Origin of the sequence: Microtetraspora fusca (assembly GCF_001570365.1) — a bacterium.
GTDB classification, from domain to species: domain Bacteria; phylum Actinomycetota; class Actinomycetes; order Streptosporangiales; family Streptosporangiaceae; genus Microtetraspora; species Microtetraspora fusca.
The window spans coordinates 1-23,349 of sequence record NZ_BBYK01000097.1 but is presented as its reverse complement, the minus strand read 5'-3'; the positions used below and the strand labels follow the sequence as shown (position 1 = coordinate 23,349).

General features: G+C 68.7%; 21 protein-coding genes and 2 pseudogenes. 5 read left to right on the top strand and 18 right to left on the bottom strand.

Going from position 1 to position 23,349, the window contains the following annotated elements; all coding sequences use genetic code 11:
* Positions 1-1,283 precede the first annotated feature (1,283 nt).
* Positions 1,284-2,009: pseudogene (locus AWQ68_RS41830) on the bottom strand (transposase); the annotation flags it as partial.
* A gap of 120 nt (positions 2,010-2,129) precedes the next feature.
* On the opposite strand from AWQ68_RS41830, the gene AWQ68_RS46340 reads away from it, so the two are divergent.
* Positions 2,130-2,408, top strand: coding sequence for an ArsR/SmtB family transcription factor (locus AWQ68_RS46340; RefSeq protein ID WP_084464925.1), 279 nt, complete (start codon positions 2,130-2,132; stop codon positions 2,406-2,408).
* Between the two features lie 295 nt (positions 2,409-2,703).
* On the opposite strand, the gene AWQ68_RS39650 is transcribed toward AWQ68_RS46340, so the two are convergent.
* From AWQ68_RS39650 to AWQ68_RS39615, 8 genes are all read right to left on the bottom strand, one after another.
* On the bottom strand, positions 2,704-2,862 hold the full coding sequence (locus tag AWQ68_RS39650; protein ID WP_245656575.1) for a hypothetical protein: 159 nt from the start codon (positions 2,860-2,862) through the stop codon (positions 2,704-2,706).
* Between the two features lie 450 nt (positions 2,863-3,312).
* Positions 3,313-3,801 (bottom strand): NUDIX hydrolase, encoded by a 489-nt coding sequence (locus tag AWQ68_RS39645; RefSeq protein WP_218007250.1) that lies wholly within the window; start codon positions 3,799-3,801, stop codon positions 3,313-3,315.
* 158 nt (positions 3,802-3,959) lie between these two features.
* Positions 3,960-4,586, bottom strand: coding sequence for a hypothetical protein (locus tag AWQ68_RS39640; RefSeq protein WP_066951711.1), 627 nt, complete (start codon positions 4,584-4,586; stop codon positions 3,960-3,962).
* 107 nt (positions 4,587-4,693) lie between these two features.
* The gene (locus AWQ68_RS39635; RefSeq protein WP_066951709.1) at positions 4,694-5,368 is read right to left on the bottom strand and encodes a response regulator; all 675 of its coding nucleotides are present in this window, start codon (positions 5,366-5,368) and stop codon (positions 4,694-4,696) included.
* On the bottom strand, positions 5,365-6,594 hold the full coding sequence (locus AWQ68_RS39630) for a sensor histidine kinase (protein ID WP_066951718.1): 1,230 nt from the start codon (positions 6,592-6,594) through the stop codon (positions 5,365-5,367). The genes AWQ68_RS39635 and AWQ68_RS39630 overlap by 4 nt, the downstream gene beginning before the upstream one ends.
* Before the next feature lie 20 nt (positions 6,595-6,614).
* The gene (locus tag AWQ68_RS43885) at positions 6,615-7,457 is read right to left on the bottom strand and encodes an ABC transporter permease (RefSeq protein ID WP_169809080.1); all 843 of its coding nucleotides are present in this window, start codon (positions 7,455-7,457) and stop codon (positions 6,615-6,617) included.
* Positions 7,457-8,287 (bottom strand): ABC transporter permease, encoded by an 831-nt coding sequence (locus tag AWQ68_RS39620; RefSeq protein ID WP_066951706.1) that lies wholly within the window; start codon positions 8,285-8,287, stop codon positions 7,457-7,459. The genes AWQ68_RS43885 and AWQ68_RS39620 overlap by 1 nt, the downstream gene beginning before the upstream one ends.
* Positions 8,284-9,195, bottom strand: coding sequence for an ATP-binding cassette domain-containing protein (locus tag AWQ68_RS39615; protein WP_066951705.1), 912 nt, complete (start codon positions 9,193-9,195; stop codon positions 8,284-8,286). The genes AWQ68_RS39620 and AWQ68_RS39615 overlap by 4 nt, the downstream gene beginning before the upstream one ends.
* Positions 9,196-9,451: 256 nt before the next feature.
* Here AWQ68_RS39615 and AWQ68_RS39610 point away from each other — a divergent pair, with 256 nt between their 5' ends.
* From AWQ68_RS39610 to AWQ68_RS39600, 3 genes are all read left to right on the top strand, one after another.
* A complete protein-coding gene (locus tag AWQ68_RS39610) occupies positions 9,452-10,612 on the top strand; it encodes a PucR family transcriptional regulator (protein WP_066951703.1) in 1,161 nt (386 codons plus the stop codon).
* 278 nt (positions 10,613-10,890) lie between these two features.
* A complete protein-coding gene (locus tag AWQ68_RS39605; RefSeq protein WP_066951701.1) occupies positions 10,891-12,120 on the top strand; it encodes a thiolase family protein in 1,230 nt (409 codons plus the stop codon).
* Between the two features lie 3 nt (positions 12,121-12,123).
* The gene (locus AWQ68_RS39600; protein WP_066951699.1) at positions 12,124-13,680 is read left to right on the top strand and encodes an AMP-binding protein; all 1,557 of its coding nucleotides are present in this window, start codon (positions 12,124-12,126) and stop codon (positions 13,678-13,680) included.
* Here AWQ68_RS39600 and AWQ68_RS46415 read toward each other — a convergent pair.
* From AWQ68_RS46415 to AWQ68_RS39565, 8 genes and pseudogenes are all read right to left on the bottom strand, one after another.
* A pseudogene (locus tag AWQ68_RS46415) lies at positions 13,672-13,899 on the bottom strand (hypothetical protein); the annotation flags it as partial. The gene AWQ68_RS39600 and the pseudogene AWQ68_RS46415 sit on opposite strands and share 9 nt — an antisense overlap.
* A 240-nt stretch (positions 13,900-14,139) precedes the next feature.
* Positions 14,140-15,060, bottom strand: coding sequence for a fumarylacetoacetate hydrolase family protein (locus AWQ68_RS39595; protein ID WP_066951690.1), 921 nt, complete (start codon positions 15,058-15,060; stop codon positions 14,140-14,142).
* On the bottom strand, positions 15,060-16,040 hold the full coding sequence (locus AWQ68_RS39590) for an MBL fold metallo-hydrolase (protein ID WP_066951687.1): 981 nt from the start codon (positions 16,038-16,040) through the stop codon (positions 15,060-15,062). The genes AWQ68_RS39595 and AWQ68_RS39590 overlap by 1 nt, the downstream gene beginning before the upstream one ends.
* A complete protein-coding gene (locus AWQ68_RS39585) occupies positions 16,037-17,014 on the bottom strand; it encodes an ABC transporter ATP-binding protein (RefSeq protein WP_066951685.1) in 978 nt (325 codons plus the stop codon). The genes AWQ68_RS39590 and AWQ68_RS39585 overlap by 4 nt, the downstream gene beginning before the upstream one ends.
* Complete coding sequence (locus tag AWQ68_RS39580; RefSeq protein WP_066951683.1) at positions 17,011-17,991, bottom strand: ABC transporter ATP-binding protein; 981 nt, start codon at positions 17,989-17,991, stop codon at positions 17,011-17,013. Before AWQ68_RS39580 ends, AWQ68_RS39585 begins: the two co-directional genes overlap by 4 nt.
* On the bottom strand, positions 17,988-18,857 hold the full coding sequence (locus AWQ68_RS39575) for an ABC transporter permease (RefSeq protein ID WP_066951682.1): 870 nt from the start codon (positions 18,855-18,857) through the stop codon (positions 17,988-17,990). The genes AWQ68_RS39580 and AWQ68_RS39575 overlap by 4 nt, the downstream gene beginning before the upstream one ends.
* Positions 18,854-19,798, bottom strand: coding sequence for an ABC transporter permease (locus AWQ68_RS39570; protein WP_066951677.1), 945 nt, complete (start codon positions 19,796-19,798; stop codon positions 18,854-18,856). The genes AWQ68_RS39575 and AWQ68_RS39570 overlap by 4 nt, the downstream gene beginning before the upstream one ends.
* Positions 19,799-19,801: 3 nt before the next feature.
* Positions 19,802-21,418 carry an ABC transporter substrate-binding protein gene (locus AWQ68_RS39565; protein ID WP_066951674.1) on the bottom strand — a complete coding sequence of 539 codons (1,617 nt, stop codon included), beginning with the start codon at positions 21,416-21,418 and terminating at the stop codon, positions 19,802-19,804.
* Positions 21,419-21,558: 140 nt separating this feature from the next.
* Here AWQ68_RS39565 and AWQ68_RS39560 point away from each other — a divergent pair, with 140 nt between their 5' ends.
* Positions 21,559-22,587 carry an AsnC family transcriptional regulator gene (locus AWQ68_RS39560; RefSeq protein WP_169809079.1) on the top strand — a complete coding sequence of 343 codons (1,029 nt, stop codon included), beginning with the start codon at positions 21,559-21,561 and terminating at the stop codon, positions 22,585-22,587.
* A gap of 440 nt (positions 22,588-23,027) precedes the next feature.
* Here AWQ68_RS39560 and AWQ68_RS39555 read toward each other — a convergent pair whose 3' ends face one another.
* Positions 23,028-23,261, bottom strand: a complete 234-nt coding sequence (locus AWQ68_RS39555; protein ID WP_066951668.1) for a hypothetical protein — start codon at positions 23,259-23,261, stop codon at positions 23,028-23,030.
* Positions 23,262-23,349 lie beyond the last annotated feature (88 nt).

Genomic DNA, 23,349 nt, shown 5'->3' with positions numbered 1-23,349 from the left:
GGAGGCTCCACGTTCTTTTTGGGGCTCCTGACATTCATCCGTGTATCTGCACGAGCGCGCCTGTTCCTGTCAGGAAAAGCCCTGATGTCCGAGTCGATCTCGGTGAGAAAACGTCACTGAAGCGATGGTAATGCCTGCAGCGGCAAGTTCTTTCGCTAAGGCGATGTCATCCAATTCCTCAAGAGCCTTTTGTAGGGCAGCCTTCTTTTCGGGGGAAATAGACTTATCCTTAAGTCTATATTGCCTGGTCAGAGCACTACTCGACGTGATCAGCGCAGGTGAAGAACTGCCAGGCGAGAGTTCGAGCTCTACTGCGGCATCTGAGGAAAGGAAACACGTCGACGCCCGTTGCGTGCCCGTACGGTCGGCGGCCCGCAGGGAATCACGGGGACTCACGGTTACTCGACCCGTATACCCCCAGGTCAGCGTTTCCGCAGCTCAGGCCGCATGGTGTTGAAAGACTTCTCAAGCTGACAGCGCGGGTTCGATTCCCGTCACCCGCTCTCAGCACGAAGGCCCAGGTCAGGACTGAGATCCCGACCTGGGCCTGACTGGACGGACCCGCAGTCCGCTGGATGCGCCGGTCTTTTACCGACCGCGCTCGGGCACATGGTGTCGATGGTGTTCATGACGTCGATGGTGTCGATGGTGTCGCTCGTGTCGGCCCTTCTGCTGTTTCTCACACGAGGCCACGCATCTGGGTCTGTGTTGCGTGATACACCTGTACTGACAGCCTTCCGGCTGGTCTCTACATACCTTGTGACAGGCCACCTCTGCCTTGTGAGCACAGAGAGAGTCGCAGTCGACCGCCGGCTTCGGGTCCGACCGTCCTGGCGGCGGGGCAGCGGCCAGGTTATTCGCATGCGGTGAGATGGCGACGTTGATGCAGGCGTTCGTGGAGGGAGAGTCGTTTGATGTTGCGGCGCCTCTTGCGGTGGTGTCCGCCAGAGCGGAGCCGCTCGACATCGCGATACCTCCCGCGGTGAGCGCGCTAAAGGTAGCGACTACCAGGGCCCGTCGCGCGATTTTGTGGAACATGACGCCTCCCTTTGGCCAAGCAGACCTGCCTTCCGCCCACTCCTTCCTGTCGTGCACCGGCGCGACATACTTCTGGGGTACCTCGCCGCCAGTCGGCTCTTTTTGACACGAAATTACGGATATAGATTCATATTTCGACTTTGCGGGAAAGGTCGGGCGCCGTGCAACATGGCCGGCGTAGACATTCCCTGGCCATAGCGATTTCTAGACCTAAACCTTCCGTAGGGACGGAGCCCTTTCCGTCCTGCTTCTCGGGTCTGAAGGACGTGAATAGGCTTGACGAGCTGACCTGCTCGTTTGGGCAGCAGGCGTAGTTTCTGGAGGATGCGCCAGTTCTTCAGCTGTGCATTGGCCCGCTCGCCGGGGCCGTGGAGCTTGGCGTGAGCTGAGTTGGCGATCTTCTGCCCGGGCTTGCCTCGGCCCTTGTAGGGCACGCGTACTGGCTCACCGGCTCCGACGTAGCCCTTGTCGGCAAGAGTGGCCGGGCCGGCAGCTTTCAAGCGGCGGATGATGCCCCAGATCCGGGCTGCGGTCAGATCGTGCACAGAGCCGGGCAGGGAGCCGGAGGTCCACACGATGGTGCCATCCGGAGCGGCCAGGACCTGGATGTTCATCCCCTGGCACCAGTTCTTCCCCGAGTAGTACGGCCGGTCGGCGGCCACGCGGCCGATCCGTATCAGGGTGCCGTCGAGCACGAGATGGGGATAGCCGACCTTCTTCGCCGCGCGTATGGCCTGGTCCAGCTTGGTGGCGCGCCGTGCGAGCAGAGCGACGGTCTCGGTGACGCACCGCCAGGCGGTGGCGACACCGACGCCGAAACCGGCGGCGACCTCGGCGTACCTCTCCCCCTTACGCAGGTGGACCAGCACGAGAAGGGCCTGTCGCCCTGGTGTGAGCTTGCGCCAGCGCGTGCCGATGGCTTTGCGATGGCGAAGGAAGAGGCCAGAGCCATGATCACCTGCCAGATGCATGCCAGAACGGACGGCGATCAGCGATGAATGGCGGGGACTCACGGTCACTCAACCAGCCTTGACCTGCACCCCCATTTTCCCAGCTCAGGACGGCAAGATCAGTAGCCTATTCCCAAGATCATGCGGGCCCTGGGAGATCCGGTGCGGCTGGAGATCGTGCGGCTGCTCGCGGACGGGAAGCTCCGCAGCACGGGCCAGGTCGCCGAGCACGTCGGTCTGCCCTCCTCGACCTGCTCGTACCACCTCAAGCAGCTTCTCGCCGCCGGGGTCAACGAGTGCCGTGCGGAGGGCGCAGCCTGCCGCGCTTTCTCGGGCCAGCCGCTGCCAACCTGGACACCACCGCGCACACGCGGAGTTTCTGCTCGGCGTGGACGATTGACCGCCGCTGTTGAACGATGAGGTCAGCCGAACCCAGCGGGGCGGCGGCCCGTCTGCGCCTGAGGCGTTCTCCTGTCAGGCAGTCTCATAGACCCGTCGAGCACCTGCGCAATCACGGACGACGACACGAGCACGAATAGATGTATGACGTAGCAGATCAACTACTTAAAGTGATTGATCGTTGCGATCAAGGAGAGGATTCATGAAGCCGAGAGTAGGCGCGGGCAAAGCGGCTGTGTGGCCAGGCAAGCGTTGATGGACGGGCTCACGTCCGCGGCGCCAATGCCTGAGATGAGGGGCGTGGGCCGCGGTGGGGTCAGGTCCTTGCGCTGTCGCCGTTGAGGCTGCTTTGGATGTCGACCTGTTTCTGCTCTACCAAGGTCTTGATCAAGGTTGCCAGGCCCAGTGCGACTCCGGCGATGATGGCCGTGATGATCACCCACTCGACGGCCGAAGCGCCGCGGGTCGGAGCCATGCGTGCCCGGTGAACCCGAAGGGCCAAGCAAGTCCGTAGGTAGATGATCCAGGGGTGATTCACGGACCTCGAAATCCTCCTTCGCGAGTGCGTGAGGAAGCCGGCGAAGTGCGCGAAACATCCGCAGTCTTGAGAGCCGCATCCTGTTGGCACTGAAAGCAACCGTCGATGTGCAGAGTGTGTCGGACGGTGCCGTGGACGAGGCGAGGAACCAGCTCGGAACCTGGAACTCCACGTCTGTCGCGGCAGCGCGCACGTGTGCTGCGCCCGCGGACGTGAGGAGGCTCGCGAATATCGGCATGCGAATGTTCGGCGAGGCTGGCTCACCCAAGGCCTGGGGAGGACGGGCCATCGCGACCATGAGCTCGAACAGGTGCGGCTCAGAGGAAACAGGTGCGATTCAAACCCAATAACGGGTCTGTCCAGCATCAGGAGCAGCTGGACGTCGGCCTACAGACCGAGCTGCACCGGTCTGGCCGGAGCCCCGTCGGCGATCAGCGCTGTCAGTGGGGTCGCCAGGTCGCGCGGTGAGAACAACTCAGAACCACGGTAGTGGGCGATGTCTTGTAACTTCCACCAGCGGAAGCCGTCGATGTTCTCAGCAGCGAGCTTGTCGTCGGACATTGCACCGCGGGGCTGAAACGACAGGGTGCGGACAAGGAAATAGTCATTGACCACGCCGTCGTAACCTGCCGCGTGCCCGGGGGCGACAACCTGCTGGTGCCACACATGGGGCGGGTCGGAATCGACCGCCAGCCCTACCTCTTCATGTAGCTCGCGCCGCAGCGCGGCAAGCGGCGTCTCGCCGCGCTCGATACCTCCACCGGGAGCCGCCCACACGGCCACCCTGCCGGTCGGCTTTGGAATGGTGTGGCGGCACAACAGGATGCGGTCGTCCTCGTCGAGGACGATCGCGCGGACTGAGCAACGCAGGTTCATCGAGGGCATCCGGCATGCTATTCGCCAGTCCGCGACCTGCACACCCCGTGGGATCGTGAGCTCGCGAGGCGGCGCTGGCTCGCGAGGCCGAGCAGACCCGGGCCCTGATCGACGACCCCACCGCGAAGCTGCGCGAACTCGACGAGGTCATCGATCACCTACGGATCACCCGCAAGACCCTTGTCGCCCTCGCCGACGAGGGCGACGCCGAGACGGGTGTGGCGACGCCGAGACGGGTGTGGCGCCGCCCGAACCGCCTCCCGTGCTGGAACCTGCTCGGTCACCGAAACCAACCCCGGGGCCTCTTCGGTCAGCCAGCCCCGCTCCACCAGCCGCTTCAGCTTCGACCGCATGAACTCGACCTTGGCCGCCTCGACCGGCACCCCCAACGCCGCCACGATCTTCCCGGCCCGCATCGCCCGCCCGGCGTCGGCCAGCACTTCGAGCACATCCTGATAAGCCCGCGGCAACACCGACACACCCATGCCCGCACTCCACCGCGGCACTGTGACCACCCCGATCGGCGAGAAACCCGAACCTGAAGGCGAGGTCACCATCTGCGCACCGTTCGTACCGTCCGCGACGTCGCGTCGGCAGGCGGCTGCTGACCCGGCCGTCTCTCCCAGGACCTCCTCCGCCGTCTCCCGGGTGATCACCAGCCGGGACAACACTTGTTCCTCGGCCGCCAACCGCTCACGCAAGTGCTCGATCTGCTCCGGGATCGCCTCGAGGCGATCCCGGGCCGCCCCCTCCCGCCGAGCCAGTTCCTCCAGCGACGAGCCCATCGCGATCGTCTCCTCACCGCACGGTAAAGGACGATCCCCCGACCGCGAGAGCGGCCTCAACATCCCAGGTCATCCAGTCCCCGAGAAAGAGCTACACCCATCCGGGATCAGTCCCTCGCCTCCTGCCCCCGCGGCTTGACCAGACCGGAGTCGTAGGCTGCGACGGCTGCCTGCAGACGGTCGCGGACGCCGAGTTTGAGCAGCAGGCTCTGGACGTGGCTCTTCACGGTGGTCTCGGCGACATGAAGCGACTGCGCGATCTCGGCGTTGGAGAGCCCGCGGGCCAGCAGCAGAAGCACGTCGATCTCTCGTGCGGAGAGCAGCTTCCGCAGGTCCTGACCGTCGGCCTGTTCGGGGCCGCCCGCCATGCGCTCGAGAAGTCGGCGGGTCACTGACGGCGCGAGGATCGCCTCGCCGGCAGCGATCACCTTGACGGCTTCGACGAGCTGGTCTGCGGTGGAGTCCTTCAGCAGGAATCCGGAGGCTCCCGCGCGCAGTGCCTGGGCCACGTAGTCGTCCAGGTGGAAGGTGGTCAGGACCAGGATGCGGCACGGCGCGGGACTCTGGGCGAGTAGGGCGCGGGTCGCGGAGACGCCGTCGAGGTGGGGCATGCGGATGTCCATCAGCACGACGTCGGGTCGCAGTCGGCGGGCCGCCTCCACAGCTTCGGCGCCGTCGGCTGCCTCGCCGACGACGTCGAAGCCGGTTTCGGTTTCGAGCATCGCGCGCAGGCCGGACCGGATCAGGGTCTGGTCGTCGGCGATCAGGATCCTGATGGTCACGGTGCCTCCCCGGTCATCCGCAGGGTGGCGTGGACTTCGAATCCGCCACCCCGGCGGCGCCCGGCGCGCAGGGTGCCGTCGTACATCGCGGCGCGCTCGCGCATCCCGACGAGTCCGTGGGCGGCGGCGGACGGCTCGCTCTGTGGCCCGAGGCCGTCGTCGACGACGCAGACGTGGAGCATCGGCCCGGCCCGGGCAATGGTGACCGAGGCCGTGGCGGGGCGGCCGGCGTACTTGAGGGTGTTGGTGAGCGCCTCCTGGACGATGCGGTAGGCGGCCAGCCCGACGCCGGCGGGCAGCGTCGACGGCTCCACGTCCAAGCGGACCGGTACGCCGGCGGACTCGACCTTCGCGATCAGCTCGGGCAGGGACGCCAGGCCCGGCCGCGGCTCCAGCGGCTCGCCGTCCTCGGGCCGCAGCACGGCCAGAACGCGACGCATCTCGGCCAGCGCCTCTCGGCTGGTGGCGGAGATGGTCGCAAGGTAGTCCGGGACGGCCTCCGGCCGAGTGCGGGCGCAGCGGCCGGCTGCCTCGGCCTGCACGGTGATGAGGCTGATCGAGTGTCCGATGACGTCGTGGAGTTCGCGGGCGATGCGCAGGCGTTCGTCGGCGACGGCGCGTTCGGCACGCTCGCCCTCCTCGCGTTCTAGGCGGCGTGCCCGCTCCTCCAGTTGGACGACGTAGGCGCGCCGGGTGCGGACGGCGTATCCGCAGACCCACGCCAGAACGACGCACAGGCCGATGGAGAGGGCAGCCCACAGGGCGCCGTCGGACGGGCGGATGCGGGCGCCGGGGGAGAGGTTCGCGGCCATGAGCGCGGCGGCGGCCGCCACCGAAGCGAGGACGCCGCGACCGTCGGCTCCGTCGATCATCGCAGGGCGGGCGAGCGGAGCGGGAGGAAGCCGGCCCGCGCCTGGCTTGGTCGGGCCGGCGGGGCCGTAGACGGCCACGGCATAGGCCGCGGCCAGGGGCGCCGCGACGGCGGCCAGTCCTGGGAAGCCTGTCGCGATCATGAATACGCTGAGGGCGGTGGTCGCTGCCAGAACCGCCAGTGGCGCTCGCCGGCGTGCCAGGACCAGCGCAGCCTGCGCCGGTGCCAGCAGCCACACAGAGAAGCCGGGCAGCCACGACACCAGCCGGTTCGTCGTGCCGCAGACGACGACCGCCAAGCACGCCACGGCGAACAGCGCGTCGACGGCTCTCGACCTCCACCCCGGTTGCCTCATGCCGATCAGCATGCCCGACGTCACCCGTCCCGCGTCCGCAGCAGTGCCAACCCGGCGCCGGCCGTCACGATGACGTACAGGGCGAGCGTGCTCCCCGCCGGCATGGGCCGCACCAGGAACTCGATGTGCGAGTGCCACAGCGAGAAGCCGAGGTTGGACGGCAGGTACGGGACCGTGTGCCGCCATACCAAGCCCTTCGGGAGGTTGTTGACCAGCACGGGCAGGACCGTGAAGACGCCGAAGAGGGCCGAGATCGCGATCGCGGTGCTGCGCACCAGCACGCCGAGGAACAGACCGAGCAGCGCAGTCAGCGTCAGGTAGAGGGCGCCGCCGAGGACCGCGCCCGCCGCGCGGGGGTCGGCCAGGGATGCGTGAGGCACCGCCCCGGACAGCCGGCTCTGGCCGAGCAGGAACGCAGCCGAGACGGTGACCAGGGCCAGGCCGAAGCCGAGGAGGCCGAGCAGAAGCGCCTTCGCCGCCAGCACCAGCGGGCGCTGCGGCGTCGCCACGAAGGTGCCTCGAATCTCCCCGGTGCCGTACTCAGTGGTCACCACGAGCGCACCGAGCGCGCCGAAGAACAAGGAGGTGATCTGGAGGAAGCCGAGGCTGATGTCGATCGGATGGAAGTGGGCCTGCGCCTGGGCGCCCAGGGTGTGCCAGCGTGACTGGAAGCTTGAGCAGACCAGGAACGAGAGCCCGACGCTGAACCCGAACCCGGCCAGGGCGGTCGTCCACAGCGACCGCAGCGAGCGAAGTTTGATCCACTCGCTCGCCAGCACCGCCCGTCCCCGGGACAGCGGCGTCACCGGCGGGCGCTGCGCTTGTGCTGCGGGCATCGGTGTGTCGGTGGTGCCAATGGGCATCACACGTCCCTCCTTCGGGTCAGCCTCAAGACGGCACCGGCCGACACGACGACGTACAGGGCGAACAGCGCGAAGCCCTGCCAGGGGCCGAGGCTGCGCGGCGAGGGCGGCATCACATGCCAGACCTGGGCACCGGCCTCGCCGGGCAGATACGGGAGGATCCGGTCCGCGAGGCTGCCCGGCAGCAGGTTCACCATCAGTGGCAAAACCAGCAGCACGCCGAACAGCGCCGCCAGCCCGAGCGGGGTGGAGCGCGACAGCGCTCCCAGGGCCGTTCCGAACAACACGATCAGGGTGAGGTACAGGCCACCGCCGAGGACGGCGCGCAGCACCCCCGGGTCGCCCAGCGCCGCATGGGGCATCGGCCCGGTGAAGAGGCGCTGCCCGAGAGCGAAGGCCCCGAACGACGAGGCTGTGCTCACGACCCAGACGACCGCGCCGAGCACCAGCCCTTTGACGACGAGTACCTGTGTGCGCTGCGGTGTCGCCGCGAGCGTCGCCCGGATCAGACCGGTCCCGTACTCGCTCGTCACCGCCAGCACGCCGAGCGCGCCGACGAACAGCTGAGCCAGCTCGATGCCGCGCAGGCTGGTGTAGGTCGGGTCGAAGGCCGCCCGTTCGGACGCGGACAGCGATGCCCAACCGGACCGGTATCCGGAGCTGAGGACGAGCGCCCCGACCACGATCACCACGGCCGTGGCCTCGAGCACCGCCGGCGCGGACCGCACCGACCAGAGCTTGACCCATTCGCTGCGGGCCGTGGCGCGCAGCCGCGCCCGCAGGCCGTACCGCCGCTCCGCCGGCACCGTCTGAACCGTGTGCGCGTTCATGCCGGCACCGGAGCCCGGTAGACGACACTGTCCTCGGTGAGCCGGAAGTAGGCCTCCTCCAACGACGAGGTCACGTCCCGCAACTGGTGCAGCACGTGCCCCTGCGCGGCGGCAAGCTCGCCGATGGTCGCCGAGTCGACTCCCACGACCAGCAACGTCCCGTCCGGCTCCAGGGTGACCTCGCCGCCCAGCGTCCGCAGTTCGCCCGCGAGCCGGTGGTGGTCGACGGCACGGACCTCGACCCGGTCCGTGGCGTCGCGGGCGATCAGCTCGTCCAGTGACATGTCGGCCAGCAGCCGTCCCTCGCCGATCACCAGCAGATGGTCGGCGGTCAGCGCCATCTCGCTCATCAGGTGGCTGCTGACCAGTACGGTGCGCCCCTCAGCGGCGAGGGAACGCATCAGGGTCCTGATCCACAGGATGCCGTCCGGGTCCAGACCGTTGACCGGCTCGTCGAACAGCAGGATCCCGGGGTCGCCGAGCAACGCACCCGCGATGCCCAGCCGCTGCGACATGCCAAGAGAGAACCCGCCGACCCGCTTGCGCGCCACAGCGGTGAGGCCGACCTGCTCCAGCACCACGTCGACCCGGCTCCGGGGGATGCCGTTGGCGGCGGCCAGGCTGTGCAGGTGGTTGTAGGCCGATCGCCCCGGATGCACCGCGCGGGCATCCAGCAGTGCGCCGATCTCGTAGAGCGGCCACACCATCCCCTGGTATCGGCGGCCGTTGACGGTCACCGACCCGGAGGAGGGCAGGTCCAGCCCGAGGATCATCCGCATCGTCGTCGACTTACCAGCCCCGTTAGGCCCGAGGAACCCCGTGACCCGGCCGGGCTCGACGCGGAAGTCCAGCCCCGAAACGGCTGCCTTGTGGCCGTACCTCTTGGTCAGTTCCCGCGCCTCGATCACTGCTGCCTCGCTTCATCCATATGTGTTTTCATGCAAACGAAGCTACGAACGCGCCCAGCGAACCGGCCTCCGCCGCGTGGAGGAAAGCCCGACCACAGCGTGCTCGCGCCTCCTCCTCAAGGAGGAAGGAGCACGGTGCGTACCACCTGCGGTCGGTGGCCTACGCCGCGCCCGGCTATGAGACGGCTCGTACGCGGGCCGCAGCCGGTGCCGACGGTCATGACGCTGAGGAGGTAAGGCCGCAGGAGGATGAGAGATGGTCACTCGAGCGACTGCCGGCGGGTTGCGACGCCTGGTCACGGCGTTGGCCACCGCTGAGGCTCTGATCGAACAAACGGTCCGAGATGTTCGGGCCGACGTGCCGGCCTACGAGGCGGTCCCGACCGCTTCCGTGATCGCGAGCGTCGAGCGAAACCGAGCATTGGCATCCCGGGTCCTCGCGGAGGGCATCGTCCCGCCGAGCAGGGACATCTGGGAGGCGGAGCTGTCAACCTCGGAACGGCTCCACCAAGGTGTCGAGATCCAGGACATCATGGGTGGGTTTCGGGTGGTGATCGCCTGCATCCAGGGGTGGGTCGTCGACAACGCATCGGCCTACGGGGTGGACGCGACCGAGACACTGCGTCTGTCCCAGCTCCTGTGGCGGCTCAGCGATGCCTTCTCTGCGCGTGCTGCCATGACTTACCGCCAAGAGGGAATCGCCGGAGCCCTTGCCGACGAGCAGCGGCGGGCCCAGTGGGTGCTGGGCCTGCTGGCAGGCACACTCGAGCCGGCCCAGCTCCAGGAGGGGTGTGCCAGGTACGGGCTGAGCCGAGGCACCCGGTTCCACGCTGTCTGCACACAGCAGCTGCCCGACAGCGACCTCGCGCGGGTGCGCGAAGAGCTGACCCGCTCGGCCACACCGGACGCCTACGGACAGCACCGACGCGCCGCGATCCTTGTACCAGCCGAAGGACGCCTCGTCGGCCTCGCGGCTACGCCGCCCGTCGGATCAACTATCGTCGTGGCCGTTGGACCGGCGGCTGAGGTCGAGGAGATGCCGTCGTCCTTCGCCGTAGCCGAACGGGTCCTCATGGCCGCGGGCCTCTACACCGACCGCGGGGTGCACACAGTCGAGACGGTCACGTGGCGAATCGCCGTACCGGTGCACCGTGAGGTGAGCGACGTACTCCTCACCCGCTATATCGAGCCGTTGCGCGAGCAAGGACCTTTTGGCGAGCTGGTCCTGGATGCACTCGACGCCTGGCTCGGCCACTCGCGGAGCATCCCGCGAGCCGCGGCCAGCATCCCCGTCCACGTCAACACGCTGCGCTACCGACTGGCCCGCTTCGAGAAGCTGGTCGGCTGCTCGCTCGAAGACACCGACACCATCCTCGAGTTGTCCTGGGCGCTTCTCGCGAGAAAGGCAGCGTCGTAGCCGGCTACGAAGAGCAGCCGGCGGGATTGGGCAGACGACCGTAGTGCGACGGCTACGGGAAGTCCTACGTTGTTCTGGTTCCCAATGCTCGCGTGGGGGAACGCCTCGTCAAGCCCGCTCGACAGGGCGGTCACGCTCTCCTGGAGCCTCAATGACAGAGCAAGCCTCCGGTCGGAAAGCCCTTCCTCTTCGCCATCTTGCTTCCTTCTGTCGTCCACCCGGCGCTTCGGCGACGGTTCGTGGGTCGCTGAGTTAATCGGAAAGGGGGATACCGGCTGATGGGTACCAGCGTCTGGATCGCAGGTGTGGGCATGACGCCCTTCGGCATCCATTCGGACAAGACGGTCAATGAGCTGGTCCGTTGGGCAGTGAACGACGCCATCTCCGACGCGGGAGCGTCATCCGTCAACAGCGTCGACGCCGCCTTCTTCGGCACGGCCACGCAGGGTTTCCTGCAGGGCCAGGTCATGATCGCCGGCCAGATCGCCCTGCGTGAGACGGGTCTGCAAGCCATTCCCGTGTTCAACATCGAGAACGCGTGCGCCACCGGGGCGAGTGCCTTCACGCTGGCGGTGAACCACATCCGAGCGGGTGCCGGAGACGTCGTGCTCGTCGTGGGCGTCGAGAAGATGCACATCGGCAACCCTGAGCGGTCGATGGCGGTTTTCGACACCGCATACAACGTGGCCGATCCCGACGCCCTGACCAGGACGCTCAAGGAACTCGGCGGCGAGGTCGACGAGCCGCACCTCGGCCGCCGGTCGATCTTCATGGACATTTATGCCGCCATGGCCCGCAACCATATGCGCTTGCACGGCACCACGCCCGAACAGATCGCCGCGGTCGCGGCCAAGAACCACAAGCACGCAGCGGACAATCCGCGCGCGCACTACCGCGAACCAATGACCGTCGAGCAGGTACTGGGCGCGCGGAAGCTCTCCCATCCGCTGACCGTCCCCATGTGTGCCCCGCTCACCGACGGCGCCGCCGCGATCGTCGTCTGCAGCGATGAGGGGATGCGCCGTATTGGAGCGCGCCGAGACGTGGAGGTGCTGGCTGCGGTCGTCGGCACAGGGACCGATCGGGACATCACCACCTTTGACCGGCATCTAAGTCAGCGCGTCTGCGTCCAGGCATACGAGGCAGCCGGCGTAGGCGCAGGCGACGTTGACGTGGCCGAGGTGCACGACGCAACCGCGTTCGCGGAGATCCTGCAGACCGAGATGCTCGGCCTGGTTCCCAGGGGCGAGGGAGGGCCCTGCGCCGAGCGCGGCGAGACCTCCTTGGGCGGCCGGATCCCGGTCAATACCTCCGGTGGACTGGAGTCCAAGGGCCATCCCATCGGCGCGAGTGGACTGGGCCAGATCTTCGAGTTGACCGAGCAACTCCGTGGCACCGCCGGCAACCGACAGGTAGAGAACGCCCGTATCGCCCTCGCCGAGAATGGCGGGGGATTCCACCGCGGCGAGGAAGCGGTCACCTCCATCGTCATCCTTGGAAAGGCCTAACCCATGGCCATCATTGACTTCTTCGACCGCGGACGGCGTATCAACCCTCGCGGCGTCGCCTATCGGGACGCCGTCAGCACCTGGACCTTTGATCAGGCTGGAGCCATGTCCTGCCGCATTGCCCACGCGCTACTTGCGGCGGGCGCGCGCACCGAGACCAAGGTGGCCGTGCTTTCGCCCAACGACTCCCTCGCATGGATCTGCGTGCTCGGACTCTGGCGGGCCGGCGCGGCCTGGGTGCCGCTCAACCCCAGCCATCCTGTCGACGACAACGTCGTACTCATCAACCGGCTCGACGTGGAGATCCTGTTCTACGCACCCGCGCTGGCCGACGAGGTCGAGCGGATGCGGAGCCGGCTCCCGGGCATCAAGACCTGGGTGGCGCTCGGTGCGGGTACCGGGGACCCAGCGCTTGCGGACTGGACCGCCGGTCATCCCGATATCAGCCCCGCGGTCCGCTACGAGATGGACGACGTCGTTGCCATTGCACCGACCGGCGGCACGACCGGTAGGCCCAAAGGCGTGATGAACACCCATCGCAGCTTCTCGACCATGGTCGCCCATCAGATGATGGCGCTCACCTATCCCGCCGACGCCCCCATCGTGAATCTCGCCGCCGCCCCGATGACTCATACGTCTGGCTTGTTCAGTCTCCAGGCGAGCGCGCGCGGCGGCACGGTGGTCGTCGTGCCCGGAGCGACTCCCGACCACGTTCTCGACGCCATCGAGGAGCATGGCGTCACCGAGATGTTCCTGCCACCGACAGCGGTCTACCGCCTCCTCGAGCGGCTGGATCAGCGCCCGGCTGACACCACAACACTGCGCTACCTCATGTACGCCGCTGCGCCGATGTCGGTCGAGAAGCTACGCCAAGGCATTGAACGCCTGGGGCCCGTGTTCATCGAGTGCTATGGGCAGATGGAGGCACCGGCGGCGATCAGCTTCCTGCGCCCCGACGAGCACCTCATCGACGGCGAGATCGCGCCGCCGGCCAGGCTCTCTTCTTGCGGACGTCCGTACCCCCTGGTCACCGTGGCGATCATTGATCCTGAAACAGGTGCAATGGTCGGGCCCGGTGTCACCGGCGAGATTTGCGTTCGCGGTGACCTACTGATGAAGGGGTATTACAAGGACCCTGATCGCACGGCCGAAGCCATCGTCGACGGCTGGCTGCACACAGGTGACCTGGGGAACATGGACGAGGCGGGCTACCTTCACCTCACCGACCGCAGCCGCGACGTGATCATCTCCGGCGGATTCAACGTCTACCCGGGAGAGGTCGAACAGGTGCTCTGGGGACATCCCGCCGTCCGCGACTGTGCCGTCGTCGGCGCTCCACATGACGACTGGGGCGAGGTGGTCACTGCGGTCGTCGAACTGAACGCAGGTGCGGAGGCCGACGGCGCTGAGCTCATCGCGTTGTGTCGGCAGCGGCTCGGCCCCATCCGGGCCCCTAAGCAGGTGTTCTTCGTCGACCAGCTACCACGCAGTCCCAACGGCAAGGTCCTCAAGAAGGATGTGCGGGCGGGTTTCTGGGCAGACCGCGGGACAAGGATTTGAACATGGCGTGAGCCGCTGCAACGTCCCAATGGGGCCGGTGAAGGCGCCGACGTGGAGCCGGTCGAGTTCGCGGCGGTCCTGCTGCCAGGTGCGGCGGTGGTGGTCCCGACGATGCGGATGAGCAGCAGCGCGAGACAGCGTGGACAGCACGAAGGGCAGCAGGTACCAGCGGACGAACGGTTCCAGGCAGAGGATGACGTGGGCGCGGATGCGCTCTTCGGTCGTCTTCGACCTCGTGCAGCCAGTCCATGGCTCGGTGGCAGGCATCATCGCTGGTCTGCGACGGTAGGCGGAGGCCGGTGTCCCCGTCGATGGACACCGGCCTCCGTCGTTCCTATCTGAAGAATCAGCCGCCTCTCGCGATCGTGGACCTGGCAGTCGTCGATCTTGCAAGATCGCGGCGGCTGCGCCGGCGCCCGCACAGATGAGGCGAACAGGGCGGGCGCCGTCTACAGCCGCTCAGTAGCCGGAGCTGAGCGGCTGTGGCTTCGCCCCCGCCACCACCCGCTGCCGGATCTCACCGAGCCGCTCCACGACCAGCCGCACCTCGTCACCGGGCTGCAGCCAGCCCCGGAACCCCGCGGGGTCCTTCGCGAAGTGCTCGTAGAGGCATCCGGTCGGCACGGTGCCGGAGCCGATGACGTCTCCCGGCCGCAACGTCGTCCCGCGCGACGTGTAGGTGATCATGTCGGGGAAGCCCCAGTCGATCGTGTCCCAGCGGCCCTCGCTCACCAACTCGCCGTTGACGTAGCCGGTCATGCCGAGATCGAACGCGTTACGGCTGCGGTACGGCTCGATCTCGTCGGGGGTGACGAGCATGGGGCCCAACGTGGTCGCCCCGTCCTTGCCCTTCGCCGGGCCCAGCCCCAGTTCCATCTCGTTGATCTGCAGGTCGCGGGCACTCCAGTCGCCCAGCAGCATGTAGCCCGCGATGTGCGACTCGGCCTCGTCGAATGGGATGTTCGAGCCCGTCCGGCCGATCACCGCGGCGATCTCCAGTTCGTAGTCGAACTGCTCACTGCCGGGCGGGATCGCGACGTCGTCGTACGGGCCGACGACGGCGGCGGGGTTGGAGAAGTAGAACGCCGGGAACTGGTGGTTGCGCTCGTCCACCGGGCTGTCCGCGGCTCCCTGGCAGTTGCGCAGGTGCTGGAGGTATCCGGTGCAGTCGCGGATGGCGCGCGGCTGCAGGGGAGCGCGCAGTGTGAGCCCGGCGAGCGGCAGCATCTCGCTCGGCGTCTGCTCCGCCGTGGCGGCGAGGGTGCCGGCGCCGAGCAGGTCGAGCAGCGAGACGCCGGACTCCAGGCCGTGCACCTGATCGCCGACGACCAGGCCGACCCGGTCGTCGCCGGTGGGCGAGGCGTAGGTGACGAAGCGCATCAGGCGTTTCCCTCCCCGTTGTCGACCGATGTGGCGAGAGCGGGGAAGCCTTCGAGCGCGGCGATGCGGCCGAGCACGAGGAAGTTCCCTTCCCTCGGCATGTCCGGGTCAAGCTGCTGGTAGACGTTGATGACGTTCTGCGCGAACCTGCCGTGCTCCGGCAGCTCCGCGTACTTGCCGAGATCGATGGACGCGATCGCGGCGTCGACGTCCAGACCGTCCTCGAATCGCTTGCGTGCCTCGGCCTCGATGAACACCAGGTATTCCCGCATGGCGGAGACCTCGGCCTTGCCGGATACCGGTCCGTGCCCCGGCACGATGGTCGTGACGTCCATGTCGAGGATCAGGTCGAGCGCGGAGATCCAGCGCGCGATCGGACCGGCCCATGCGATCGGGGTGCCGCCGACGAACAGGATGTCGCCCGCGTAGAGCAGCTTCGCGTCGGGGACGAGCACGAGTGTGTCCCCCGGCGTGTGGGCGGGCCCGACCTGGATAAGCCGGACCTCGCGGCCGCCCACGTCGAGGCTCAGCTCACCCTCGAAGGTGCGGTCCGGGCCGGTGACGGTGATCCCCTCGAACGTGAACGGCCCGAAGACGTGCCGTGCGAAGTCGCCCGCCGCGCCGGGCGACTTCAGGGTGGCCACCACCTGGTCGACGGCCTCCTGAGTCATGAGCTCTGCGGCCGCCGCCGACGCGACGATCTCCACGCCCCGCGCCGCGACCAGCTCGTTGCCGAAGACGTGGTCGCCGTCGGAATGCGTGTTCACCAGCGTCCCCAGGGGGTACTGCGCGAGCACGGGAGCGATGCCGTCGAGCATCTCCCTGGTGAGCGCGAGGTCGACGAGCGTATCGACCATCAGCGACGTGCCGGAGCCGGTGATCAGACCCGAGTTGCTCCAGCCCCAGCTGCCGTCGGGCAGCAGCCACGCATGGCAGCCGTCGCCGAGGTCGTGCAGGCCCTTGCGATAGTCCAAGCTCATGAAACGCCCTCTTTCGTGATCAGCGCCACGTGGTGGCACGCGGCGGCATGCCCGTCGTCGAGGTCGACGACCGGCGGGTCGATGGTCCGGCAGATGTCCGTCGCGAGCGGGCAGCGCGGGTGGAACGCACACCCGCTCGGCACCGCGAGCGCGCTCGGCACCTCGCCGAGTACCGGCGGCCGGGTCCGGTTCCGTTGCACGACGGGGTCGGGCACCGGAACGGCGGAGATCAACGCCCTGGTGTACGGGTGCGCGGGCGCCGCATAGACCCGTTCGGTCGGGCCGCGCTCGACGATCCGCCCGAGGTACATGACGGCGACCTCGTGGCTGACGAGCCGGACGAGCGCCAGGTCGTGCGAAATGAACAGGTACGCGACGCCGAGCGAGGTCTGCAGGTCCTGCAGCAGCCCGATGATCCCCGCACGGGTCGAGACGTCCAGCGCCGCGACGGCCTCGTCGAGCGCAACGAGATCGGGGTCGCAGGCGAGCGCGCGGGCGATCGCGACCCGCTGCCGCTGCCCGCCCGAGAGCTCGTGCGGGTATCGCTGTGCGAACGCGGGCGCCATGCCGACGAGCTCCAGCAGTTCGGCCGCCCGCGTCGCCGGCACGGCTCGATCCCGCCGACGGCCGAGCCGCACCGGCTCCGTGACGATGTCCCGGACTGTCCACGTCGGATCGAGCGACGAGTACGGGTCCTGGAACACCATCGGCATCCTGCGCCGCAACGCGTGCAGCCGGTCGCCGCGCGCGGCGAGCACGTCCATCCCGTCGAGGTGGACCCGCCCGGCGTCGGGCCGGATCAGGCCGAGCACCAGCCGCGCGGTGGTCGACTTGCCGGAGCCGGATTCGCCGACCACGCCGAGCGTCTGGCCGCGGTCGAGCCGGAACGACACGTCGCGGACCGCGCGCACGACCGCCTTCCGGCGGCGCGCGGGGAAGGACTTCGCCACCCCTTCGACGTCCAGCAGTGTCATGAGACCACCTCCTCGATCCGAACGCATCGGGCGAAGTGCGTCGCCGCCACGGTGTCCAGCCCGATCGGCGCGCCCTCGCACACCGCCGCCGCGTGCTCGCACCGCGGCGCGAAGCGGCAGCCGAGCGGCAGCGCGTCGAACGTCGGGACGGTGCCGGGGATCGTCGCGAGCCGGTCGCTGCCCGGGCTCGGCACGCACCGCAACAGCGCGCGCGTGTACGGGTGCCGCGGTGCGGCGAACAGCTCGTGCACCGGCGCCGTCTCCACGACCTGCCCCGCGTACATGACGGCGACGCGGTCGCTGATGTCGGCGATCACGCCCAGGTCGTGCGAGATGAACAGCAGCGCGAGGCCCGACTCGTCGCGCAGCTCGCCGAGCAGCGTCAGGATCTGTTCCTGCACCGTGACGTCGAGCGCGGTCGTCGGCTCGTCGGCGAGCAGCACGACCGGGTCGCACGAGAGTGCCATCGCGATCACCACACGCTGGCGCATGCCGCCGGAGAAGTGGTGCGGGTGATCGTGTGCCCTCCGGTCCGCCGACGGGATGCCGACGCGGTCGAGCAGTTCGACCGCCCGCTTCCAGGCGTCCGTCCTGCCGAGCCCGAGGTGCCTGCGCACGGTCTCCGCCACCTGTTCGCCGACGGAGTACGCCGGGTCGAGCGCCGTCATCGGCTCCTGGAACACCATGCCGATCCGTCCGCCGCGCACGTCGCGCATCCGCCGCTCGGGCAGCGTCACGAGGTCGAGGACCCCGTCGGGCCCGCGCAGGAGGATCTCCCCGGACGCGATCCGCGCGGAGGTCCCGAGCAGCCGCAGCACGGCGAGGGTGGTGAGCGACTTGCCGGAGCCGGACTCGCCGACCAGGCCGAGCGTCTCCCCGGCGCCGACGGCGAGCGACACGTTGCTCACCACGACCATCGGCCCGTGCGCGGTCGCGACCTCGACGACGAGGTCGTTGATCTCCAGGACGGCGTTCACGCGAGCCTCCTGTTCTCTCGCCCCACGGAGTCCCGCACTGCGTCCCCGACGGTGTTGAACGCGAGGACGGTCAGCAGGATCGCCAGCCCGGGCAGCAGCACGAGCCACGGCGCGTCGCCCGCGAACCGCGTGGAGCGCTGCAGCATCGAGCCCCACGAGGCGTCGGGGGGCTGCACCCCGAGCCCGAGGAACGACAGGCTCGCCTCGAAGAGGATCGCGAAGCCCATCGTCACCGAGATCTGGACGATCAGCGGCGACATCATGTTCGGTAGCACATGGGTGCGCACGATGCGGCCGGTCGGGCAGCCGATCGAGCGCGCGGCCTCGATGTAGGTCTCCTCGCGGATCACCAGCGCGACGCCGCGGGCGACGCGGAAGAACCGCGGCGCCGTCACGACTCCGATCGCGATCATGGCGTTGGTCACGCCGCGCCCGAGTACGGCCACGATCGCCATCGCGAACAGCAGCGGCGGGATCGCCATGAGCGCGTCGGCCGCCCGGGAGAGCACCGTGTCGGCCCACCCCCGCAGGTAGCCCGCGAGCAGGCCGAACGGCAGCCCGATCAGCAGGCTGACACACGTCGCGAGCAGGCCGGCCCAGATCGTCGCCCGGGTCGCGATGATCAGCCGGGAGGCCACGTCCCTGCCCAGGTCGTCGGCGCCCAGCCAGTGCTTCGTGCTCGGCGGTGCGAGCCGGTCGAGCAGCGCCTGAGCGTTCGGGTCGAGCGGCGTGATCCACGGCGCGAGCAGCGCGACGAGTACCATCACGGCGATCACCCCGGCCATCACGACGGCGAGGCGCTGGCGGACGAAACGCCGGCGGAACGCCGCGAAGGCCGACTCCGGACGGGTCGTCACCGTGGTCATGTCAGGGCCGCCTTGGGGTTGAGCCAGCCGTAGGACAGGTCGACGAGCAGGTTCACCACGACGACGACCACCGTCGCCAGCAGCACTGTGCCTTGGATCATCGGGATGTCCCGGTCGAACACCGAGGCCACCATCAGCGAGCCGATGCCCGGTAGCGCGAACACCGCCTCAACCAGTACCGACATCCCGAAGAGCCGGCTCACCTGCAGGCCCATCACGGTGATCACCGGGATCATCGCCGTGCGCAACGCGTGCTTGCCGACGATCGAGAGCGGCGAGAGCCCCTTGGCCGCGGCGGTCCGGACGAAGTCGAGCCGCAGCGTGTCGACGAGGCTCGCCCGCGCCTGCCGCGCGATCTCCGCGACGCCGCCCGCCGCGAGCGTCACCACGGGCAGCATGAGGTGGGCCACCCAGTCGCCGACGCCGTCGCCGGGTCGCGCGTAGCCGCTGGTCGGGAACAGGCCCAGCTCCGCGCCGAAGAACGTGACGAGCACGAGCCCCAGCCAGAAGTTCGGCATCGCGATCCCGATCGAGCTGCCCAGCAGCGTGAGCCGGTCGAACCACCCGCCCTGCCGGACGGCCGCGAGCACGCCGATGACGAGGCCCAGGACGACCGAGAGGACGAGCGCGCTCACCACGAGCGAGACCGTCACACCGATCCGGTCGCCGATCGCTTGCGTCACCGGGTAGCTCGAGAGCATCGACGTGCCGAGGTCGCCCTGCAGGGCCCCGCTGAGCCAGCGCCAGTACCGCATGAGCAGCGGGTCGTCCAGACCGAGGCTCGTCCGCAACGCCGTGACCTGCTCCGGAGTCGCGTTGTCGCCGAGCAGCGTGGTGGTCGGGTCGCCGGGGATGAGCAGCACCAGGGCGAACACCGCGAGCGAGACGACCCAGACCAGCACGACTAGCGTCGCCAGGCGGGCCGCCACCGTACGGATCACGGCTCAGCCCCTGGTGATCTCGACGGCGCGCAGGTCCGGCGTGCCCGAGATCGTCGAGCTCAGGCCCCGCACCTTCGCCGAGGCCATGATCACCGACGGCGCGCTGCAGATCGGCAGGTGCACGTGCTGGTCGACGGCCCGTGCGGAGAGCCGTTGGTAGACGCCGGCGCGGGTGGCGTCGTCGGGCGCCGCGAGCCCCTCGCCGGCGAGCCGGACGATCTCGGGATCCTGGGCGGCTCCGGGGTTGAACGTCCCCGTCGGCAGGTAGAGCGACGCGACGGTCCGCGCAGGGTCGACCGCTCCCGGCCAAAGCCCGACGTAGGAGTCCGCCGATTTCTGCCCGGTGAACGCGGCGATCACCTGGGCGGGCTCGGCGATCTGCAGGTCGACCTTCACACCGATCTGCTCGAACTGGCTCGCGATCGCCTCGGCGACCGTCGAGTACGGCGCGCCGTTGACCACCGTCATCGACATCGCGAACCCGTTCGGGAATCCGGCGTCGGCGAGCTTCTGCTTCGCCGCGGTGACGTCGAAGGCGGACGCGTTCGCGCTGAGATTCGGCGCGGCGGCCCAGTAGCCACCAGGGAAGATCTGCGGGCTGACGATGCATTGGCCGCCGAGGATCGATCGGGAGATCCCCTCCCGGTCGATCGCCGCCGAGAGCGCGGCGCGGACCTCCGGCTTCGCGAGCGCGGGGTTGCGCGCCATGTTGAGGTAGACCAGCAACGCACCGGTGCCGTGCTGCACGAGTACCTGGTGCTTCCCGGTCGCGGCCGCCGCGGCGTACTGGTCGACGTTGATCAGCGTCGCGTCGTCCTCACCCGCCTCGACGGCCCTGAGCCTGGTCTCGGGGTTGAGCTGGACGCGCAGCTCGATCCGCTTGGCCGCGTTCGCGACCGCACTCTTGTTCCAGTACCCGTCGTAGCGCTCATAGACGATCATCGCGCCGGGCTGGTCCTCGACCACCTTGTAGGGACCTGCGCCCACCGGCATCAGGTCGAGGTCGGGGTTGTCGAGCGCCCGAGGTGAGATCATCATCCCGGCGCGGTCGGCGAGCAACGCGGGCAGCGATGCGGTCGGCGCCGCCAAATGCAACACGACGGTGTGTCGGTCGGGCGCGTCGATCGAGGTGACGACGGCGAGATCTCCCTTCAGCGAGGAGCGCTCAGCGGTCTTGGCCCGTTCGAGGTTGGCCTTGACCGCGGCGGCGTCGAACGGGGCCCCGTCATGGAAGGTGACGTCCCTGCGCAGCGTCAGCGTGAGCGTCTTCCCGTCGGCGCCGACCTGCGTGTTCTCCGCGAGTAGCGGGATGACCTTGCCCTGGGCATCGATGTCGAAGAGCCGGTCGTAGACCGGGAGCAGGAACGTGTTCACGAACTGGTTCGCCGCGGTGACCGGGTCGTAGTTCTTGCCGGCGTCGGTGCCGAAGCTGAACCTCAGCGTGGCGGTCGGGTCGGCGGGCCCGGACGGGGCGGTCCCAACGGAACCACCCGGTCCGGCGGGGGCTTTCACTTCTCCCCCGCCGCACGCCGCGAGCAGCGCGGCGGCGGAGATCGCGGCGGCCGCCAGCCGGATTCGGGCGCCTCGGGATCTGCTGCGTGGTGAGGTCGTCGGGGACATGCGGCCTCCTGATGCGTCGGTGCATCGGTGCGTCGGGAAGTGGTCGACTGGAGCCGGGGAATTGGGTCGAATTTCGGCGTTTTTCAGATATTTCGTGCCGATTTCTGGATTTGTACGTGTGTATGGTGGATGCTGTCAAGGTGCCTGGACGAGAACGCCGCCGTGAGCTCGACGAGCTCGACACAGCCCTCGTTGCCGCGTTGCGGGAGGACGGGAGGGCGCCGAACGTCGAGTTGGCCCGGATCGTCGGGACGTCGGAGAAGACCGTCCGGACCCGCATCGCCCGCCTGATATCGGAGTTCGGGCTGACCATCACCGCCACGCTGCCCGAGCAGGGCCAGCGCAGCCGCATGGTCTACCTGCTGCACACCGAGCCGGGCAGCCGGTTCGAGGTCGCCGAGTTCCTCGCCGCGCGCGCCGAGGTCACACGGGTCGAGCTGACGACCGGCTCGGCCGACGTGTTGGTCACCGCATCGTTTCCGGACGACGCCGCGGCCTTGCGATTCCAGGTGCAGACCGTGGAGGCGCACCCCGGGGTCCGCTCCGTGTCCTCGTGCCACCTGATCGGCGAGGTCGGCAGCACCGGTCACGGCGCGGGGGAGAGCGGGCCACGGGTCGACACCGAAGCGCTCGCGGCGCTGATCATCGGCCCGCCGCGCTACGCCGACTTCGAGGGGCTCGCCGGCTCCATCTGCGACGCCGTCACGAAGGGCCTGGGCGCCGACCGCGCCATGGTCGTCACCAGCCCGCCCGACCTACCGCGCACCGCGGGGAACTGGTACGCCCGGGGCATCACCGAGCGCTACCTCAACCGGTGGCAGCGCCTCGTCCAGGACCGGCGCGCCCAGGGCCCCATCCAACGCGTGTGGGACACCCGCCTGCACGTCTTCGTCTCGGACGCGCGCAGCGACCCCTTGGTCGCCGACGCTCACGACCTCGTCCGGCAAGAGGGCTACATCAGCCTGCTGACCCTCCCCGTCCTCTATGGGGCGTCGCTCGTCGCGACGATCAGCATGTACTACGACCGCCTGACGGCGCTGGACGACGAGTACATCGCCACCGCGCAGGGCGTCGCCGACCATTTCGCCGTCGCCATGGCCCGTGTCCTCGGTCTCGCGCCCGCCCCGCCGAGGGGCTCGCGACCGGCAGCGCAGGGCGGCGCGACCTGAGCCGTCGGCCGCGACGGCATGGCGAAGCCGACGCCGAAGCCCGTCAACATCATGGGCGTCACCAGCACGCCGTAGTCTGTGTCACCGCCTGCCATCAGCCAGCCGAGCACCCCAAGCGCACCGATGACCAGACCGGCCGTCATCGGCACGTGCGGACCGGTGCGCGCGGCGGCCCGGCCGTCCAGTGGGGAGGCGATCGTCGCCATCGGCAGCAGCGCGACGCCGGTCAGAAGCGCGCTGAGGTGACGCACCCGGCTCGCGTTCGAGGCTGTCTCGCAGGGCGTGGAGGAGGCGCTCGCGGTAGAGCACCTGGCCCGCCTCCGCCGCTGCCTGCACCGTCGTCCGCGGGCAGCCCACCCTTGGGCCCGATGATCCAGAGGTAGCCGAACAGGAGCCCCTGGCAGCGGACAGGGAAGCAGATCCGGGGCAGCAGTTCGATCTCAGGCCGCCCAGCCACGTGTACCGGACCCTCGGCTGTGGCGATGTCGTGGGGTGACGGTGTGTGCCACGACCTCGTCCGGGGCGCGCATCTTCATGATGCTCGAGATCCGTTGCAGGTCGATGTGGTCGTCGTGGGCGGTGTGACAGATCAGGTTCATCTGAGGGTCGTCGATCGCCACCGCCAGGCCGATCCGGTCCGCGAGCGCCTGCGCGACCCGCTGCAGCTCATCCACCTTGCGTCACCACCCCCCGCGGGTGTCAGCCGCGGGCCGGCATGTGCTTCTGGAACCAGTCCACAACACGGGTGCAGAAGTCGATCAG